Here is a 17,374-nt window from a genome sequence, read left to right as displayed (position 1 = left end):
CAGGCACTGGCCGCCGCAACCGCCATCGACCGGCCGGACGACCAGGCGTCGGCGCTGAGCGCGTTGGCACCCCACCTACCCGCGGACGCACGCGCCCCTGTCCTGGCTCAGGCCGTGGCCGCCGCGGCCGCCATCGACTCGCCGGACGACCGGGCGTCGGCGCTGCGCGGGTTGGCACCCCACCTACCCGCCGAGGTACGCGGCCCTGTCCTGGTTCAGGCGCTCGCCGCCGCAGCCGCCATCGACTCGCCGTCGGCGCTGGCGTTGGCGCTGAGCGCGTTGGCACCGCACCTGCCCGCCGACCTGCTCACCCAGGCACTGGCCGCCGCGGCCGCCATCGACTCGCCGTACGACCGGGCGGCGGCGCTGAGCGCGTTGGCACCGCACCTGCCCGCCGACCTGCTCACCCCGGCGCTCGCCGCCGCAACCACCATCGACCGGCCGGACGACCGGGCGTCGGCGCTGAGCGCGTTGGCACCCCACCTACCCGCCGACCTGCTCACCCCGGCGCTCGCCGCCGCAACCACCATCGACCGGCCGGACGACCGGGCGTCGGCGCTGCGCGGGTTGGCACCCCACCTACCCGCCGACCTGCTCACCCCGGCGCTCGCCGCCGCAACCACCATCGACTCGCCGGGCGATCGGGCGTCGGCGCTGAGCGCGTTGGCACCCCACCTACCCGCCGACGCACGCGGCCCCGTCCTGGCCCAGGCGCTGGAGGCTGCTTCAGTGTCAGGTAGAACGACGGTTATCTCAACGATCTCCGCCGCCCTGCGAGACCAACTCGCTACGGCCGAAGCGATCGGTGCATTGGTCGTGTCAGCGATACTTCGCATTCAACGCTGGTGGCGCTGAGGCAGGACCTGCTTGGACGCGACGCGCCGGCGAGCACGGCTCGCCGGGGCCGCGCGCAGCCATCGCGCGGTGCGGTCTTGATCTCAAAATCGAGCAATTCGGCAGGCCGCGACGTTGCGACGTTGCGGCTGGCACACCGCCCGCTGGCGGGCGGGCGTCAGAAGGCGTGCCATGTGTGCCACTCTGACTCGGGGACGTAGTCGTCGGGGTTCATCGCCCACTCGTGGGTGAGGATGAGCAGACGGGTGAGGAGCACGTCGCCCGCCCGCTGCACGCGCATCACGAGACCAAGATCGGGCAATGCCAGAGCGCCGTAGGCGGTAACCCTCAGATCAATCTTCCGGGCGTCGCTCTGGTCGACGAACCACTGCTCGAGTTCGGACGGCACGCGCCCGACCAGCGGGGTGCCGTCAAACGTCACCTGCGGGCCGACCAGGGCGTCGACGGCGACACCGGCCAGACCGGCGGAGCCGCTGTAGTACGTCGTCACTCCCACGTCGCGAAACATCTTGCGGGCGATGACCACGACGTCCGTCTGGAAGGGGGAAACGATGCCCAGCGCCGCTGACACCTCGCCGGAACGCATCCCGAAACGGAGCGGCCCGACACCCGCAAGCGGAGCCAGAGCCCACTCAGCGCGTTCCTCATCCGGCTTGGCGTTCCAGCGATCCATGAGTACCACCCCCAGGCCGTCGGCCGCCCGGCGCGACCAGCGAAATCGTTGCATGCCGGAACGGCGAGCGATGCCCGGGCCATGCGCACCTCCCCAAGGCGCCCGCTACCTGTGGTTCCTGTCCCCGCTGTCAACCACCAGCTGGGACAGAAACGTCAAGCATCACCTGGGACTCGACAGCGGCGTTGCGGCGCGGTCCTGGTGCTGGGGCCTGTTACGGCCTTCGGTCGTGGTGGTCGCTCGCGTCGGCGGTGGCGGTGTGTGATCCGCTCGGCGAGCGCTTGAAGTCTGGATCTTGCGGGTGGGCGGTGGGCTAGCCTGCCGTCCATGGGCGGGACGGTACGGGGCGGCGGCATGCTGTCATCTCGGGGATTCTGGGCCGCGTTGGCAGGCTCGATCCTGGTCGTGCCTGCGAGCGGGTCGGGTTGGACCCCGCGGGCGCGGCGCTAGTCCGGTTAGGCGAGAACGCGCTGTTCCGGCTGCGTGACGTCGGCGTCGTGGTGCGGGTGGCCCGGTCGATGAGCCGCTGGGACGACGCGATGAAGGAAGCCGGTGTCTCCCGGTGGTTGGCCGAGGTGGGCTATCCGGCGGCGCGCCTGGCCGATGTGCCGCAGCCTCAGGAGGTCGACGGGCACCCGGTCACGTTCTGGCGGCAGATCATCGGTCGCGACGGGGTGGAGGACGACGCGTCTCGACTTTGCCCTGGCGCTTGGGCCCATCCACGGTGATGCCCATGTGGCCAACCTGATGGTCGCGGAGGGCGGCCCGGTCCTGATCGACTTCGAGCGGTTCGGGTGGGGTCAGCCTGAGTGGGACCTGGCGATGACGGCGACGGAGTACCGGACGGCTGGGTGGTGGACCGACGCGCAGTACCGGGCGTTCGTGGACGCCTACGGGTTCGACGTGACGGACTGGTCCGGCTTCGAGGTGCTGCGCCGCGTGCACGAGATCAGGATGACTACGTGGATCATGCAGAACGTTCACCTGCCCAGCGAGATCGCGGCCGAGTACGAACGCAGGATGATCACGCTACGTACTGGTGTTGGAGGCATTGGAGGCCGTTCTAGACCGTGTGGATCGCTAGAGTAGGGCCGTAGTCGTTGGTGCCGTCGTCGAACTCGACGGCAAACACCCGCTCGGGAAACTGCGAACGCGCCGAGCACTTCCAGGAAGTCGCCATCCGGCGCGCGAGATCGACCAGCGCCTCGTCCTCGTCCTCGGACTGAGATTTGAAGAATTCCCACAGATGGATGTGGTTCACCATGGTCTCAACCGCCTGGACATCGCCCCGGAAGTGGTCGATCCACGTATCGACTCCGCTTGCGTCTAAGGCATCGAAGACGAAGCGTAGGAGTATGCAGCCTCGGTACTCGATGAATTCTGGAGACATCAGCGTGGCGACAGCGCAGGCCTCGGCAATCGACACATTCGACAGGGTGAACGTCCGTAGGTCGAAGGTGCCGACCTCGGCAACCCAGGCCTTGGCCTGCGGGAGGTCAGTCAACTGCATGCCAGGAGACTGTACGCTACATTGGTGAGGCTTCGCTACAGAAGGGTGTCCCGCTAGGCAAGATCTACCGTGGGGATGGCCTGACGGTCGCACTACGCTAGGACGGCAGTTGCTGGACGCTTCTTGAAGATGTTGATAGTCGCCCAAATAAGGTGATCAACAAGAGTAGGCTTCGCCGATGAAAACTGACAGAACGAATCTGGATGAGATCCTTCTGCTGCTGCGCACCAAGCACTTCAGCAACCTCCTGGTCCCTGGGTACTTTATGAAGGCGGATCCCGCGCGCATTGAGGCGGACCCTGTGCGGCGCTTCAATCTACTTCCAGACGAGGTCTACCTTGAGGCGGGGGCGGGAGGTCCCTACCTTCGACTCACCGCCGTGAATCAAGGTGATCAACTCGCCATGAGGGTTGTGGGCAAGATCACGCATGATCCGGGTTTGCCCGACGACGAAGAGGCGGAAGCCGGTGTGGCGAGCCTCTCGGAAATCTACTTCGGCGAGGCGGACGATCTTCCATGCCTGTCTCTCCGCTGCCTACTTGATGACGGATCATCCCTTGAATCTGGCATCGTTAAATTTGCCGAGTTCACCTTCGCGGGCGATCAGCACGTGTCTTTTGATCCACTCTGGACCTTTGGAATCAGAATAGGCCAACCCAATACGGAGCCCCGCTTTCGGGCGAATCATCCTGGTGTATTTGGATTTAAGGAGGAGTATTTTTGGAGTGCCGATGACTAAACGGTATCTTGACAACGCCTGGTCGCACCCCTTAATGGCGGAGAAACTCACGAGTTTAGGGACGCCCGGCTGGGATGTTGGCGGATGGGTAGTGCTCTCGTAGCCTTGCGGCGAACGCGGCGGCCTGCTGCTCGCTGGGGTGGCGGGTCCTCAGGGTGCGGTGGAAGTCGTTCAGGTAGCGGACGCACCGAGTGGACTTCAGCGGTGTGCCGATGTCCAGTGTCTCCGTCGCGAGGGTGACCGCCTCGTCCAGCTGGCCGCCGTTGAGTGCTCCGGCAGCGTTGACCATGCCGATAAACGCCCAGGTGCGGGGTGGGTGTTCCGCGGGTGCAGGGCCTTCGTGCCGAACGCGCGGGTCTCGGCGGAGTGGCCGAGGTCGCGGTAGCAGTGGGCGGCTTCGCCGGCGAGTTCCTCGGCGTTGAAGAACGCGATCCACGGTGGGGCGCGGTCGGGGTCCCGGCGCCCGAAGAGCTGTTCGGCCTGGTGGATGGTCCGGGAGCACTCTTTGGCTTCGCCGAGGTTGGCCAGGGCGCGGGCCTGCATCGCCAGCGAGAGGGACGCCACGGTCATGCTCGGCTGGGTGCGGGTGACCGAGGCTGAGGCGCGAACCAGTTGCAGGCCTCGCCGTAGCGGCCGAGGTAGTTGGCCTGGTGGCTGAGGCTGGCCAGCATCCATCCTCCACCCACGGGTCCGGAGTCGGAAAGGAGTCCGTGGGACAGAACGAACCCGCTGCCGCGCTCCTGGACGACCCCAGGGGACTGACGACCGCCACGGGCACTCATCAGAGATCAGGAAGCGACCGGGAGATCCCTGGGTAGTACCCCTCTTCAAGCCGGAACAGGTACCTCCGGAGGTCCACGGCCAGCCCGCTGGATATGTATGCGGAGAAGTCCCGCAGTCCCTCAGCGGCTTCCTGCTCCGCTGGGATGTCGCTGGACGACCACTCGGGCAGCAGCACTGCCAGATACTCCATCACCCGTGCACGGTCATGCCACCATTCGCGAACGGCCCCAGGTGTCCACCAACTGTCGCCGTCGCAGGCGTAGCCACAGAAAGGATCTTCCTGCGCTGCCACCACCAGGCTCTGGACCTCGGTAGCAGTCGCCGGCTGGCGATACACGTACTCACCGAGATACTCGCCGCCATAGAGCACATGACGCGGCGCGTGCAGGCGGCCTGTCCAGCAGTTGTCCGCCATGCCGGTGTAGAAGGGGCCAGGAACGTTCAACCAGAGCCGGTCCGCCCAACGCCCGCCGAAGGATGCCTCGAGCTCACCGTCTGGGAGTGCTGCGATCGGATCCCAGAACAGCTTTTCGTCGGTCACGTGCGCAGGATAGACCCGACAGGACCGAGTGCGCGGGAAACGATCTCCCAGCTCGGACCGTCCCACTGGCCAGCGACTTCCATCCGTGGCCGCCGCAGACACGGCCATGAGACAACGTGCCTCACATGACAGACACAGCCATCAGCCATCCGCTGGCAAGTTGACTTGAGACTTCGTGCCTGGTCGCGGCTGTCGCGGCTCAGGGCTTCGGTTCGGCAAGCGGGTGACCTCGTGTCGTTGCGTGCTGTGAACTGGGGGTTCGCTCGTCTGACGTACGAACTCCGGAAGAAGTACGCCGATCTGTCGTTCGTGCTGCCGGCCGGGCCGGTGCATGGGGATGCGAACGTGGGCAACGTGCTGCGCGACGAGTCAGGGCGGGCGGTGCTGATCGACCTGGACGGCTTCGCGCACGGGCCGCGGGAATGGGACCTGCTCCTGACCGCGATGTACGCGGACTCCTACGGGTGGCACAGCGCCGAGGAGTACCGCGCGTTCGTCGACGGCTACGGCTTCGACGTCATGACCTGGGAGGGGTACCCGGTGCTGCGGGACATCCGGGAGACGATGATGGTGATCTGGGTCGGACAGAACGTCGGCGCGGAACCACGGGCGGCGGCGGAGTTCGGCAAGCGCATCGCGGCGCTGCGCTCGGGTGCTAGTCGCCGTGACTGGGCGCCGCTGTAGAGCAGAGTCACGGCAGGTGGATCGAGATGGCAGACATGACGCCGCTGCACCTGGCGGTCGAGTTGGAGGACCTCCCCAGACTCCGGGATCTCCTGGACGCTGGCGGGGACATCCACGACGAGGATGACTACGGGTTCACGCTGCTGCATCACGCGATCGATGTCGAGATCGACGGCCACACGCAGACCGGGGAACCGCTCGAGGTGAGTACCACGGCGTATCTGCTTGCCCGGGGCGCGGACCCGCTACGACGGCCCGAAGGCGGCAGAGGGGTAACAGCCGAGCACATGGCGTTTGTGTGCGGCCACTGGCTGGCGACTGCTCTCTTCGAGGTATGGCGGGAAACCCACCCCGACAGGACGTGACGCCCAGATGTGGTAGCGTCAGGTTAGGGGCTAAGATGACCAACTGGAATCCGGTGGTGTACCGAAGTGACGGGGCATGGATCGGGATGATGCCCGACGGCCTGATCGGGGTCGGAGTGGAGTCGGAGGGGCGGGCTTCCCTTGCTGGCTCGGGGTTCGTTCCCATGTGGCCCTACCTGAAGCGTGATCTTTCCGGAGTCTTGGCTGAATTTTCCAACTCCTGGCCGGAACTCGACCAGGGAGGAATTTCGACTCCCGAAAGACTCATTGAGTTGACGGTCGAGTCTGCGTGGAGGTCTGGTCGTTCGTACTGGATGCAGCTAGCCGCTCCATGGGCAATTGAAATGTCCCATCGAGAAGGTTTCGATCGAGAAGTCGTTCTAGAACTTCTCCTTGAAATGGCGGTCTCTGCGATTCTTTCGCCGGCCGTGCGAGATGGGGCGAGGCGTGCTGATGGATAAGTTCGGCACGTGGAAACCTCACTCGGGTTCACCTTGGAAAGATGGATCCAGGGCGGCTATCTATATAGCGGAGGCCGGTTGCCACAAGCGGTGGGCGGCAGCTTGCTCGACGAACCGACGGGCCACCGAGGCAGCACATTCGCCAGCCGGCCCAGGCCGCAGCGGGCAGCCAGCGCCATCACCGGCACCAGCCCACCCATCGCGGTCAGGTTCGAATCATCGAACCCGAGACAGATCTTCGACGGGGCGTACAACAATCGCATCTCGTAGATGCCCTCTTGGTCGGAAACGATGGGTACTCCAGCAAGACGATCATCCCAGGTCAGAGGGCATCTACACGTTCAGGACACCCCATACCGGTGGTGGATCGAGGCTCAGGCTGAGTCACCCACGGAATCGGCCTCAGGCGGCTCGCCGCACACCGGACAGTCGAACTCATCGGCCAAGTCCGCAACGACCGGGTGACCGTAAAAGCCGCAGGGGCGCCTGCCCCCATCCGCCGCACCCTCCACAGGCTGACACGCTGGCGAACGCGAGAGTTGTGGTGATGCCGAAGACGAGTGGAGGTCATAACTGGGCGTGGTGACCTACCACGGTCAGCAGCCTGGGGCTCGGCCGTCGGCCGGGCTTCGAAGTCGATATCGTGCGTCCGAAGGGGAACGTAAAGGGTGCAGGGAATTTCTACGGTAAACTCATGGACATGGCGGGGTGTGACTGAGGGGGGCGTGGAGGTATGGCGCTGAACGTCGAGCTACTTGCGCGCGCATTGGAAGGCTGTGGCCTGCGGTTTCTGGGCTTCAGGTATTTGACTGGAATTCCTCCTTTTGCGGCCGGCATGGTGACATCGTGCCATCCCGACGAGGGTCGACGGGATCGAACTGTCAGGCTGGACGACCCGGACCTGGTCTCGAAAGCGAACGCTGACTGGTACGCGCTGGCAACGGAGTTCGGTTTGTTTTCGGCCGAGCGCCAGTTCTTGCTGGGGATCAGCGTGCCTATCGGTTCGGGCGGAGGGAAGACTGTATCGCATGACGAGGAGGTCGAGGCAGTATGGGGCTTGGTCGAGTTGCTTGATGATTGGGACATCATGGGGAAAGGAGCTGCCGCTGGGATTACCGGCGGGCCCTACGGTCGCCCTGCTTTCGTGATGTCAGCCGTGGATGGCTCGGTATTTGTGCAAGGAACAGTTTGGCAGGATTGCATCGGAACCCGCCGTCCTCCCTAATCCCCATAAGGTGCAGTCTCTTCGGAACATTGTCCGAAAGAATGCGGGAAGTCCATATCGCACGGCTGCGGAGAAAGATGATGCACTGTCATGGCTGGCTCGAGGAAATGACGACCTTCCCCCGTAAGCCGGAATAGCCCTTTGTAATCGCGGTAGGCAGTTTGAGCGACGAATTAATTCGTGCGTCGGGAGAACTCTCCAGATGCGTCTGGTGCCTCTCGGTCGCCTTGATCTCAATCGAGCAATTCGGCAGGCTGCGGCGTCGCGGCGTCAAGCATCACCTGGGACTAGACACGGCGTTGCGGCGCTGTCCGAACCTGGGCGCCGAGCTGCTCTTTGGAGTGGTGAGGTGGCGGCGTGCGGGTGCGGGTGGTCACTGGCGTGCGAGCTGGTCGACCTGGGCGGTGCTGGGGTTGACGAGCCACTGTCCGGCGACGTGGACGGTGGGCACGGTTTCGTTACCGGCGGCGACGGCGCGTACGGCGGCCGCGCCGTGGGGGTCGGCCCAGATGTTGACTTCGGTGAAGTCGATCCGGCGGCGGCGTAGGCCGCGGCGTAGCAGGAAGCTGTGGGGGCATCCGGGTCGGGTGTAGACGGTGACCGGTGCCTGTTTCCTGCTGGTGGCGCTCATCGGTGTGCCGTCTTTGGGGCGGCGGGTGGCGGCGCCGCGGGCGTGTGGGGTGGTGGGGCTGGGTGGGCCGGTGTCGGGGAAGTGGAAACGGTGGAGGTCGTTGACGGCGAATCCGGCGTCGCGGATGGCGGTGATGGTGTCGCGGCCGGTGTGGCAGCCGGCGAACAGCGATGGCTGACCTTGTTCCGGCGGGCGGCCTCCGCGATCGTCATCTCTCCGGCCAGCACGGACAACTCGATCCGGATCTTGTCCTCGGTGGGGAACACCGGGGGCGACTCATTCGATCTCCTTGGGCTCAGGGCCAACCAACCCCTGTGCCAAGGATCTTGACGCAGGGCAGCCGGACACACAACCGTCACGACAGCGACAGTGCGATGCGCCCCGCCTCGACGCCGGCGACCGCGCAGTCCTCACCACGCTCGTCAGCCTGGTCCTTGTACTCCTGGGCGAAATGTCGGCGTGTCGCCACCGGATGCTCCACCGCGATCAGCGGCAACCTACCTCCCGACTGTCAACAAGAACGAGAACGGTCCAGACCGATGCTGGTCCCAGGTGAAGGACGAACAGGTCCTGCCGGACGCGATCGTCCACCGCGACGGGATGACGCTGGTGCCGACGCTGTCCACCCGAGGCGCCGGCCGCGTCAAGGTCCACCTCTACGACGACGACCCCGACCGCCTGGACCACAACCGCCAGGCAGCACACGCCCTCGCCGGAACGCTGCGCCCCCGCCTCGGCACCGCGGCCTGCGCCGTCGTCTCCTACCTGCGCCCCGGGACCCCGGCCGCCGCATCCACGGTCCGCATCCAGGTGGCAGCGCTCACCCGCGACCGCACCTGGCCGGCCCCGGGCGACGACATCACGCCCCTCGACGACCTTCCCAAGAAGGTCGCGGCGACTTTCGCCGCGTTCGCGACAGGCGCCGACGACGGTTTTCCATTCCTGCGCGGACGGCTGCTCGCGGGCGGCGTCGGCCCGGTCCTCACGGCCGTCCGCGACGGCGAGGTCGTCGGCGCGATCGGCCCCATGGAAACCCTGCCCGACCCGCTCGGCTGCCCACGCCTGCTCCCCCAGTACTTCGCCGTCCTGCCCGCCTGGCGCGGCCACGGCCTCGGCCGCGCCCTCTGGCGCGCCGCCATGTACTGGGGCCACACCCACGGCGCCGCCTACCAACTCCTCCAGACCGTCGTAGGCGGCCCCTCCGACCGCCTTCTGCCAGTCCGAAGGCCTCACCGACCTCGGCAGCCTCCACACCCAGCCCACCTGACTGCGGGGCAGTGTTTGAATCGACGCACACGACGACCCGCAGACGTCTACCAGCGGCACGCGGTGCGGCCCGGCCGGGTGGCACCGCCCCGGCACCCGGAGGACCGGGGGCCAGTTCAGGAAGCGCGAGACAACGAACCAACGTGTGGACGGATGTCCAGAAGGGACTTCGTGTAATGACAGGCTGGTCGGCGGTGGCGGGAAGCCATGCGTTCGCGGTGCCGGACGAGAAACGCGCCCGCGCGCTGGCCGAAGCCCTCGCGGCGCATGGATTCGCCCTGGTGACGGGTAACCCGTCGCGCCTGGACCACGGCTGGATGGTCGTGGCCTACGATGAGGGGCCCTACCCGGCCGATGCGGTGGGACACCGCGCCTTCGAGATGGTGGGCCGCCAGGCCGTTGTGCTCGCCCGGCAACATCTTGGCAGCCATTCACCGGGAGGAATACGGGGCAACACGAAGACACTCGCGAAGCTCCGGCCGACGTCGGCCGCCATCTTCCTCAACAACCCCGGAGCGCGTCCTCCACTCCCCGCCGTCCTGTTCGTCGACGCACCACCACCCCTGTCGTTGGAACTGTCTCCCGACCATGTCGAGGACGTCGCGATTGACCTGTCCGGGCTCGACGAAATCCCCTGGGCGGACCTCGACCACGCGTTCGGCAAGGCCGACGACGTCCCGGTCCTGATCCGGCTGCTGACGGACCCGCGCCAGGACTGGGCGAAGATCCTTGACGAGTTGTTCGGTGACAACCTGCTGCACCAGGGAACCTGCTACTCGGCCACCGCCCCGGCTCTGCCCTTCCTGACCCGCCTGATCACCTCGGGAGCGCTCCCGTCCAAGCGCCGCCTCGACCTGTACTGCCAGTTGCTCTGGGCGGCCGGTCAAGGGGGCCACAGCCTGACCTGGGACGCGGATCTGGCGGTCGTCCAAGGCCGACCGCCCGCGCCCGCGAAATGGACCCAGGAGGTGCATGCCACGGTCGGGGAACAGGTTCCCGCGCTGCTCGCCCGATGGGATGTCGAACCGCCCGCGAACCAAGCCGCGCTGGCCTTCCTAGCCGGGCTCTACCCACATCATGCGGCCAGCGTCATCGACCAGATCGCCAGCCTGGCCGAGCGCTTCGAGGGAACCCAGCCCGGCGTCTACCTGGACCTGGCCGTCGCCCTCGCGCGGGCCGACGACAACCGCGCGCTGGCGATCGCCTCCGACATCGCCATGTGGCACGACGACGCGGACCTGGCATGCCTGGACTCCCCGGCCGTCAGCACAGCGGTCAAGGCGGGCTGCATCCTCGTGGACGGAGCTCTGCACGTCCTCTCCGACGCCGGCTGACGCGGCGGACAGAGGGCTGCAGCACGAGACCTCCGCCACGTACGAGCCACTCGATGTCCCTCGTGACTATGAGCGTGAGCCACATAAGACCGGGCTACTTGGGATCCTTCGTCGTGATCCGGCCGAGGATCAGGTGTAACTCGCCGGCCTCGGGCGCCATCCCGCGGCGTGACTGATCTTCCTGCTGTCGACGGGACCGTGCGCGGGTCAGCCGCTCCATGCCTTCAGCCGCGCAGGCTCCTGCCGGTCGCCTTCCTGGGGCCACAGCTGAACGCGCCATTCGTCGCCCGGCGTGGTCGAACCCGGCCAACCACGCTGCACGAACCCACGGCCGCTGATCCGAACGGCATACCGACCCGGCAACGCCTCCAGCCGCAGGTTCTGCACGCTCGTCGTCGACTCGTACAGAAGTCCGAACGCGTCAACGTCGATCGAGGCCGCGAACACCTCCTGCCAGTCGTCCAGGTCATCCGGAGGCTGCGCGCTCCACTGCTCCACCCGCAGCGTCACCGCGAAGTTGCACTGATGGGACGAGAGGACGACCAGCAACGGCCCGTCCTGGGCGATCCCACCGGCCTCGATCGCACGGTCGACAACCCCTGGGTAGTCGACCCCGTCCCAGACATTCGTGTACAGGTAGAACTGCCCGTGGTCATACATAGCCGTCGCCACCTGGACATGCTCAAGCATCGAAACGGCGGTGCCGTCCACGCCGCCCGCCGAACCCGCGTTCGCCGGATCCACCGCTCTCACCGAATCCGCTGCCTCCGCCGCGCCAGGTGTGCGCAGATCTTCCACCACCTCGGATCGGTCGCATCCCAGGAGCACCGACAGCACCGCACCCGCCATCACCAGACGGACCGCTCCCGCCACCGTCAACGCACCGAGCCGTTCTTGTAGACGCCCAGGATCAGATCTGAAGGTCGGCGGTTCCAGCCGACCCCAAGACCGCGGCCTGTTCCAGATCACCGCGGGCCTGGGCAGTTGGAAGGGGGCGCTCCCGCGAACGGCCCGGCGGCGCGGGTACGCCGAGTCGTCGGTGTCGTGGAGGAGTGGAGGAGAGGCGGCACGAGTACCTCGCGTAGCAGCCGGCTTGCCGGATTCCGCTGACCAGACTGCCCGATTCTAGGGTCTGTAGGGAGTGGGTCGGTTACGATCCGTCTGGCTCCGCTGCCCCGGGGGTGGTCTTGGTTGGCTGGTTCTGAGACGTCCGCGCACTACGAGCGACTCGCCGGCAGCTACGACCAGAACTGGGCCTACAGCGAGGCGTTTCTTGGTTGGATGACCGGCCAGATCGCCTCGGCGCTGGCGTTGACCGCCGCTGATCGGATCGCGGATGTCGGCTGCGGGACCGGGCTCTTCGCCCGCCGTCTTGTGGAGCTGGTCCGTCCCGCTGCGCCGGTCCTGTGTGTCGACCCGTCCGAGGGGATGCTGAGCCAGCTGCCCGACGATCCCGGACTGGTTCCGGTGCAGGCGTCGGCCGAGCAGCTCGCACGGCGGCCGGAGGAATCCCGGGTGCCGGTTCGGCTTCCGTCGCGCGGTTCGCTGACCGCGGTCGTGGTCAAGGAGGCAATCCACCATGTGGCGGCCGAGGACCGGTCGTGGGTGGTCGCCGGGCTGGCCGGGCTGCTGGCGCCGGGTGGGCGGCTGCTGGTGGTGATGTTGCCGACGACGATCGGCTATCCGCTGTTCGACGCGGCGCTGGAGCGGTTCACCCAGCTGCAGCCGAACCCGGAGGACATCGCGGGCTTCATGCGGGCGGCGGGGCTGACGGCCAGCGTGGCCTACCAGGAGTTCGAGCTGGCGATTCCGAAGGATCGGTACCTGGCGATGGTGCGCGACCGGTACATGTCGCTGCTGGCCTCGTTCTCCGACGCGGAGATCGACGCTGGGGTGGCCGATATCGACGCCCACCACCCCGGACCGGTGCTGGTGTTTCCGGACCGGTTCGCGTTCGTGCTCGGCACCCGGCTGGAGGCACGGTGACGGAGACGGTCGATGATCGGCTGCGCCGGCTGCGGACGGAACTTGACGGTCATGCGCGTATCGCCCGGCACCTGGGGCTGGACTTCGAGCGGCCGGTGCGCTCGCTCGGGGACGGCTATCCGGAGAACACGATCGCGCTGATCGGGAAGATCTCCGAACGGCTGCTCAAGCAGCTGTGGACCCATCACGAGGTGCTCGGCGACCCGTCGGGGAAGGCACTGAACGATCTGATCAAGGGTTGTCGGCCGCATATCCGCAGCACGAACGTGCTCAATGCGTTGACCGATATCCAGCGGCTGCGGAACCGGTCGACCCACGATGGCTATGACATCGCCGAGGAGGACGGCCTGCTCGCGGTGCGGCGGCTGCTGGACGTGCTGGAGTGGTTCACCAGCACCGGCGTCACCGCGATCACCGGGGAGGCTCCGGCGCTGAACCCGCTGGTCGAGCGCAAGGCCGAGTTCCTGGCCGGGCTGTACACGACACTGGGCTATCGGCTGATCAAACGGTTCGAGCTGTCGGAGAGCACGGTCTACCAGCTGTTCTGCCGGCAGGCCGGCCTGCAGGTCGACTACGTCGAGATCATCATCGGTCGTAACGTAGGCGAGCTCGATCAACTGCTCGCCGCGACCGGCGGGGAGCTGTTGCAGACCCGGCTGCCGAAACTGACCCGGTTCCTGATCGTCGACGACGAACCGCCGGCCGAGGCGGCGCCGTGCCCGGACGGACAGGTGCGGATCGTCGCCTACGACCGGTTCGTCGAACGCATCGTCGACGTCCCTGCCCACCTCGCGGCCCTCGCCCACTCCTCGCCCACCCCTGGGGCCGGGGCCGAGGTCACGGTCGCGGCCGATGTGCTGGAGACCGACCCGCGCACTGGTGATCTGACGGTCACCGAGACCGACGACGCCGCGGCGATCCTGCGCCGCCTGGTCGGCAGCTCGGCGAACGTCCTGGTGATCGGCGGGCCGGGCAGCGGGAAGACGACCCTGCTCCACCGGCTCGCGATCGACGGGGCGGACCCGTCCACACACCGGTACCGGTTCTACCTGGATCTGAGCCTCAAGGGCCACGACGAGCAGTTCGCGGACTTCGTCACCCGGGTCCTCGGCCCGCACGTGAAGGTTCCACGCAACCGGGTCTTCGACGTGTTCCTCTACCTCATCCGCGCCGGATCGGTGCTGTGCGTGCTCGACGCGATCGACGAGGCCGTCGCGAACACCAGCCTGCCGGCGTTCCTGGACCTGTTCGCCGACGTCGCGCAGGCGATCTCGGCCGAGTCGACCGTCGTGCTGTCCTCGCGCTACTCGTTCCTTGCCGACTCGCCGCAGGTCCGCCGGCTACTGAACAGCTCGACACTGATCTCGGAGAAGCTCGTCCAGCAGTTGCACGCCGGCGGGGTCGACCCGCTCGAGCTGCCCCGGTTCAGCGTCGTCCGCCTCGACGACGTCGAGATCCACCGCGACACCCGGGCCTACACGGCCTCGCCACTGGAACTCCTGCTCGCCGAGCAGACCGGCCACGACGACGGCCTCGCCGACGAGCAGACCGGGCGGCTCGCCGCGCTGGTCGCCGCCCGCGTCGACCAAGTCCTCACCGACAGTGGACTACCCCAGGTCGGCCCGAAGCTGGACGCCTGCCTGGGCGCGGCGTTCCTGGCCGACCGGTCGGTGTTCACCCTCGCCGAGCTGTGCACCGAACTCGGTATCGACTGCTTCACCGACGGCCGGGTCACCGCAGACACGTTCCTGCTCGCCCCACTGTTCCGCCAGGCCGGGCCCGCCGCGGTGGCCCCGGTGCACACCGTGTTCCAGGAGTACTTCGCCGCCCGCCACCTACGTGCCCCGGCCGGCCGCGCCGCCGCCGCCCAGCTCGGCGAGCCGTTCCTGACCGAACAGGTCCGCCGCTTCCTGCACCACCTCGGCACCGAAACGCCCACCGGTGTGCCGCCTCTCGTTCTGCCCGCCGGGACCTACCTGCTCGGTCCCAGCCATCGCCTCCTGCTCCGCACCCTGGACCGGCCGGTCCTGTTTGACGAACACCCCGTCACCGTCGGCCGGTACAAACGCTTTCTGGCCGCGGTCGAACGCGACGGCTGCGCCACCTTCGACCACTCCGACACCCCCGCCGAGCACACCCACTCCCCCTGGGCCGAACGCCTGCGCAACCCGGCCTACTTCACCGACCCCGCCTACGACGACCACCCGGTCACCTGCGTCAACTGGTGGTCCGCCCACGCCTTCGCCCGTTTCGAGGGCAAACGGCTCCCAACCTGCGTCGAATGGGAAGCCGCCGCCCGCGGCACCGACGGCCGCCTGTTCCCCTGGGGCGACGCCCTCGACCTGACCGCGGTCAACTGCGCCGACTCCTACAGCGGCCACCCTCTCGTCACCTACGAGGTGTGGAAACAGGAGATCGACAGCGGCCAGCTCCGTGACAGCGCCCCCACCTCCGTCATGGCCCCCCCCACCAACCGCTCCCCGTTCGGAGTGCGTGGCATGGCCGGCAACGTCTGGGAATGGACCGCCACCCTCTTCGAGGACATCAACTCGGCCGTCATCTGCGGCGGCTCCTACGACAACCCCTACCGCGCCGTCCAGACCTCCTCGAAGGGCCTCTACCGCCGCCGCGGCGCCAGCAACGCCGTCGGCTTCCGCTGCGTCCAGGACCTCCCATGACCCCCGACAACGTCCGCACCGGCGCGGAGCAACGGTTCGGCCGCGTCGTCGACCGCCAGCCTCTTGGCGCCGGCCCTCACCAGGTGACCGCCACCTACTACGTCCGGGACGACGACACCGGCGAGACCCACGGCTTCGACTACAGCGACATCGTCACCGAAGGATTCCGCACCGTCATCGTCGGCGAACGCCTCCGCTTTGAAACCGACCCGACTACCGGTCGCGCCCATTTCGTCATCCGTCTGGACCTGCCGGAGGTCGACGAATTCTACCGATAGCCCCCACCGGCCGGCATTCCCTCGTCGTCATCACCCCGGCCACCGTCACCGCCATCCCCACCTGGCCCGAAGGGCCTCTGCCATTGACCTACCGCCAGGCCAGGGCAACCGTCACCGCCCGCTCCACCTATTTCAGCCCGGCCTGCGCACGCATCCTCTACGGCACCGCCGATCAGCCGACCCGATGGCACCGACGGCCAGCCACAACCGTGCCGGGCGCAACCGTATTCGGCATCGAGATCCTCGTGCCCGACCCGAAAGCCGAAAACGCCCAGGCATTCGCCGTGTTCCACCTCGGCGCCGACAGCTCCGACCTCCTCGGCATCCTGCGCGCCGTCGCCGGCCGCCGCGCCAGCACCACCCAGTCACCGAACCTCGCCGCCCTGCTACCCACCTGGGTAACCCTCACAGCCGGCGCTAGGCCATTCACCATCGCCTTCCTCACCCGGCTGGAGCCCGACCTACCGCCACCGCCCAACTCGGAACCGGTCCCAGGCTGGAGCACCACCGACCTATGGCTCTGGCAACTCGCCACCCGGACCAGCCACACCGACTTCCCACCCGACCCTGACCACGCCGCCGACCTGCACCTCGGAAAGGTCGTCCTCTCGGCCGACTGGCGAGGCTTCGTCGCCCGCGACGGCGCCGCCTTCCTCGGCCAACGCCCCGACCAGGGCGACGACGATCCCTACCTCGGCTACGCCCAGTACTACACCCACGCCGCCTACACCGACGCCCTCCTCATCGGCATGATCCAGAACACCGCCATCGCCGCCCTCATCGACGAAACCGCCCTCGCGTTTAACGCCCGCGACCTCCCACGCCACCTCGCCCGCCTCGAAACCCGCCTCGCCCGCTTCCGCGCCATCTACTGGCTCCGCGACGCCAGCCACCACGGCCCCGCCAACAACATCCTCACCGCCTACCAGGCCCAACACCACCTCCCCGAAAAATTCGACGCCATCCTCAACGAGATCGCCGACCTCAACCGCATCGCCCAAACCCAGGAAGGCACCCGCACCAGCGCCGCACTCGGCCTCCTGACGGTGGTCGGCCTTCCCTTCGGCGCCGCACTCGGCGTCCTCCAGGTCCTCGGCGCCGACACGATCCGAGACCTCCTTCTCGCGCTCGCCGGGGCGGTAGCTGGCACCGCCGTTCTCCTCATTACCCGCCTCGGCCGTGTTCTCCTACGAAGCCTCCGCCGTCTGGAGTGACATGCTTCTGCTCAGTTCCCTGGTGCCCCGCACACGAACTCCGCCCTAGCCACAGATTCCGGAATCCCCTGAGCAATCGGGAGGCTACGATGACGACCCTGGTCTACCAAGGTGAAGAGCCGAACCTGCGAGTTCTGGCGAGCGAGATCGT

At 67.2% G+C, this 17,374-nt stretch carries 18 protein-coding genes and 1 pseudogene; 13 read left to right on the top strand and 6 right to left on the bottom strand.

All coding sequences use genetic code 11. The features are described from left to right. A pseudogene (locus I6A81_RS21470) lies at positions 1–855 on the top strand (hypothetical protein); the annotation flags it as partial. A gap of 157 nt (positions 856–1,012) precedes the next feature. Here the strand turns inward: I6A81_RS21470 and I6A81_RS21465 are convergent. Continuing rightward, positions 1,013–1,582 (bottom strand): hypothetical protein, encoded by a 570-nt coding sequence (locus I6A81_RS21465; protein ID WP_202998706.1) that lies wholly within the window; start codon positions 1,580–1,582, stop codon positions 1,013–1,015. Between the two features lie 371 nt (positions 1,583–1,953). On the opposite strand from I6A81_RS21465, the gene I6A81_RS46030 reads away from it, so the two are divergent. Both I6A81_RS46030 and I6A81_RS21460 read left to right on the top strand, forming a co-directional pair. After that, entirely contained in the window at positions 1,954–2,256 is a 303-nt protein-coding gene (locus I6A81_RS46030) for a hypothetical protein (RefSeq protein WP_323132737.1), read from the top strand. A 7-nt stretch (positions 2,257–2,263) separates the two neighbouring features. After that, positions 2,264–2,617 carry a phosphotransferase family protein gene (locus I6A81_RS21460; protein ID WP_323132736.1) on the top strand — a complete coding sequence of 118 codons (354 nt, stop codon included), beginning with the start codon at positions 2,264–2,266 and terminating at the stop codon, positions 2,615–2,617. On the opposite strand, the gene I6A81_RS21455 is transcribed toward I6A81_RS21460, so the two are convergent. Beyond that, positions 2,592–3,038 (bottom strand): hypothetical protein, encoded by a 447-nt coding sequence (locus tag I6A81_RS21455; protein ID WP_202998709.1) that lies wholly within the window; start codon positions 3,036–3,038, stop codon positions 2,592–2,594. The genes I6A81_RS21460 and I6A81_RS21455 overlap by 26 nt on opposite strands. Before the next feature lie 178 nt (positions 3,039–3,216). Between I6A81_RS21455 and I6A81_RS21450 the strand changes: the two genes are divergently transcribed. Next, the gene (locus I6A81_RS21450) at positions 3,217–3,777 is read left to right on the top strand and encodes a hypothetical protein (RefSeq protein WP_202998711.1); all 561 of its coding nucleotides are present in this window, start codon (positions 3,217–3,219) and stop codon (positions 3,775–3,777) included. A gap of 55 nt (positions 3,778–3,832) precedes the next feature. Here I6A81_RS21450 and I6A81_RS21445 read toward each other — a convergent pair whose 3' ends face one another. Then, entirely contained in the window at positions 3,833–4,066 is a 234-nt protein-coding gene (locus I6A81_RS21445; protein ID WP_202998712.1) for a hypothetical protein, read from the bottom strand. Positions 4,067–4,558: 492 nt separating this feature from the next. Next, positions 4,559–5,101, bottom strand: a complete 543-nt coding sequence (locus I6A81_RS21440) for a hypothetical protein (RefSeq protein ID WP_202998713.1) — start codon at positions 5,099–5,101, stop codon at positions 4,559–4,561. Between the two features lie 165 nt (positions 5,102–5,266). On the opposite strand from I6A81_RS21440, the gene I6A81_RS21435 reads away from it, so the two are divergent. From I6A81_RS21435 to I6A81_RS21425, 3 genes are all read left to right on the top strand, one after another. Next, a complete protein-coding gene (locus I6A81_RS21435; RefSeq protein WP_285222610.1) occupies positions 5,267–5,785 on the top strand; it encodes a phosphotransferase family protein in 519 nt (172 codons plus the stop codon). A 26-nt stretch (positions 5,786–5,811) separates the two neighbouring features. After that, a complete protein-coding gene (locus I6A81_RS21430) occupies positions 5,812–6,150 on the top strand; it encodes an ankyrin repeat domain-containing protein (protein ID WP_202998714.1) in 339 nt (112 codons plus the stop codon). Between the two features lie 1,194 nt (positions 6,151–7,344). Next, positions 7,345–7,836 carry a hypothetical protein gene (locus I6A81_RS21425; RefSeq protein ID WP_202998715.1) on the top strand — a complete coding sequence of 164 codons (492 nt, stop codon included), beginning with the start codon at positions 7,345–7,347 and terminating at the stop codon, positions 7,834–7,836. 373 nt (positions 7,837–8,209) lie between these two features. Here the strand turns inward: I6A81_RS21425 and I6A81_RS21420 are convergent, their stop codons facing one another. After that, positions 8,210–8,467, bottom strand: a complete 258-nt coding sequence (locus tag I6A81_RS21420) for a glutaredoxin family protein (protein ID WP_202998716.1) — start codon at positions 8,465–8,467, stop codon at positions 8,210–8,212. Between the two features lie 552 nt (positions 8,468–9,019). Here I6A81_RS21420 and I6A81_RS21415 point away from each other — a divergent pair. After that, positions 9,020–9,910, top strand: coding sequence for a GNAT family N-acetyltransferase (locus I6A81_RS21415; protein ID WP_202998717.1), 891 nt, complete (start codon positions 9,020–9,022; stop codon positions 9,908–9,910). Further along, on the top strand, positions 9,910–11,067 hold the full coding sequence (locus tag I6A81_RS21410; RefSeq protein WP_202998718.1) for a hypothetical protein: 1,158 nt from the start codon (positions 9,910–9,912) through the stop codon (positions 11,065–11,067). Before I6A81_RS21415 ends, I6A81_RS21410 begins: the two co-directional genes overlap by 1 nt. A gap of 207 nt (positions 11,068–11,274) precedes the next feature. Here I6A81_RS21410 and I6A81_RS21405 read toward each other — a convergent pair whose 3' ends face one another. Continuing rightward, the gene (locus I6A81_RS21405) at positions 11,275–11,940 is read right to left on the bottom strand and encodes a hypothetical protein (protein ID WP_202998720.1); all 666 of its coding nucleotides are present in this window, start codon (positions 11,938–11,940) and stop codon (positions 11,275–11,277) included. Positions 11,941–12,258: 318 nt separating this feature from the next. Between I6A81_RS21405 and I6A81_RS21400 the strand changes: the two genes are divergently transcribed. From I6A81_RS21400 to I6A81_RS21385, 4 genes are all read left to right on the top strand, one after another. After that, complete coding sequence (locus I6A81_RS21400; protein WP_202998722.1) at positions 12,259–13,053, top strand: class I SAM-dependent methyltransferase; 795 nt, start codon at positions 12,259–12,261, stop codon at positions 13,051–13,053. Then, complete coding sequence (locus I6A81_RS21395) at positions 13,050–15,731, top strand: SUMF1/EgtB/PvdO family nonheme iron enzyme (RefSeq protein WP_202998731.1); 2,682 nt, start codon at positions 13,050–13,052, stop codon at positions 15,729–15,731. Before I6A81_RS21400 ends, I6A81_RS21395 begins: the two co-directional genes overlap by 4 nt. Continuing rightward, complete coding sequence (locus I6A81_RS21390) at positions 15,728–16,009, top strand: hypothetical protein (protein ID WP_202998733.1); 282 nt, start codon at positions 15,728–15,730, stop codon at positions 16,007–16,009. Before I6A81_RS21395 ends, I6A81_RS21390 begins: the two co-directional genes overlap by 4 nt. Positions 16,010–16,092: 83 nt before the next feature. After that, positions 16,093–17,223 (top strand): hypothetical protein, encoded by a 1,131-nt coding sequence (locus I6A81_RS21385; RefSeq protein ID WP_202998735.1) that lies wholly within the window; start codon positions 16,093–16,095, stop codon positions 17,221–17,223. Positions 17,224–17,374: the final 151 nt, after the last annotated feature.

It is taken from the genome of Frankia nepalensis (genome assembly GCF_016786325.1).
GTDB classification, from domain to species: Bacteria; Actinomycetota; Actinomycetes; order Frankiales; family Frankiaceae; genus Pseudofrankia; species Pseudofrankia nepalensis.
The sequence above is the reverse complement of the archived record's forward strand: the minus strand, read 5'-3'. Positions and strand labels throughout refer to the sequence as shown.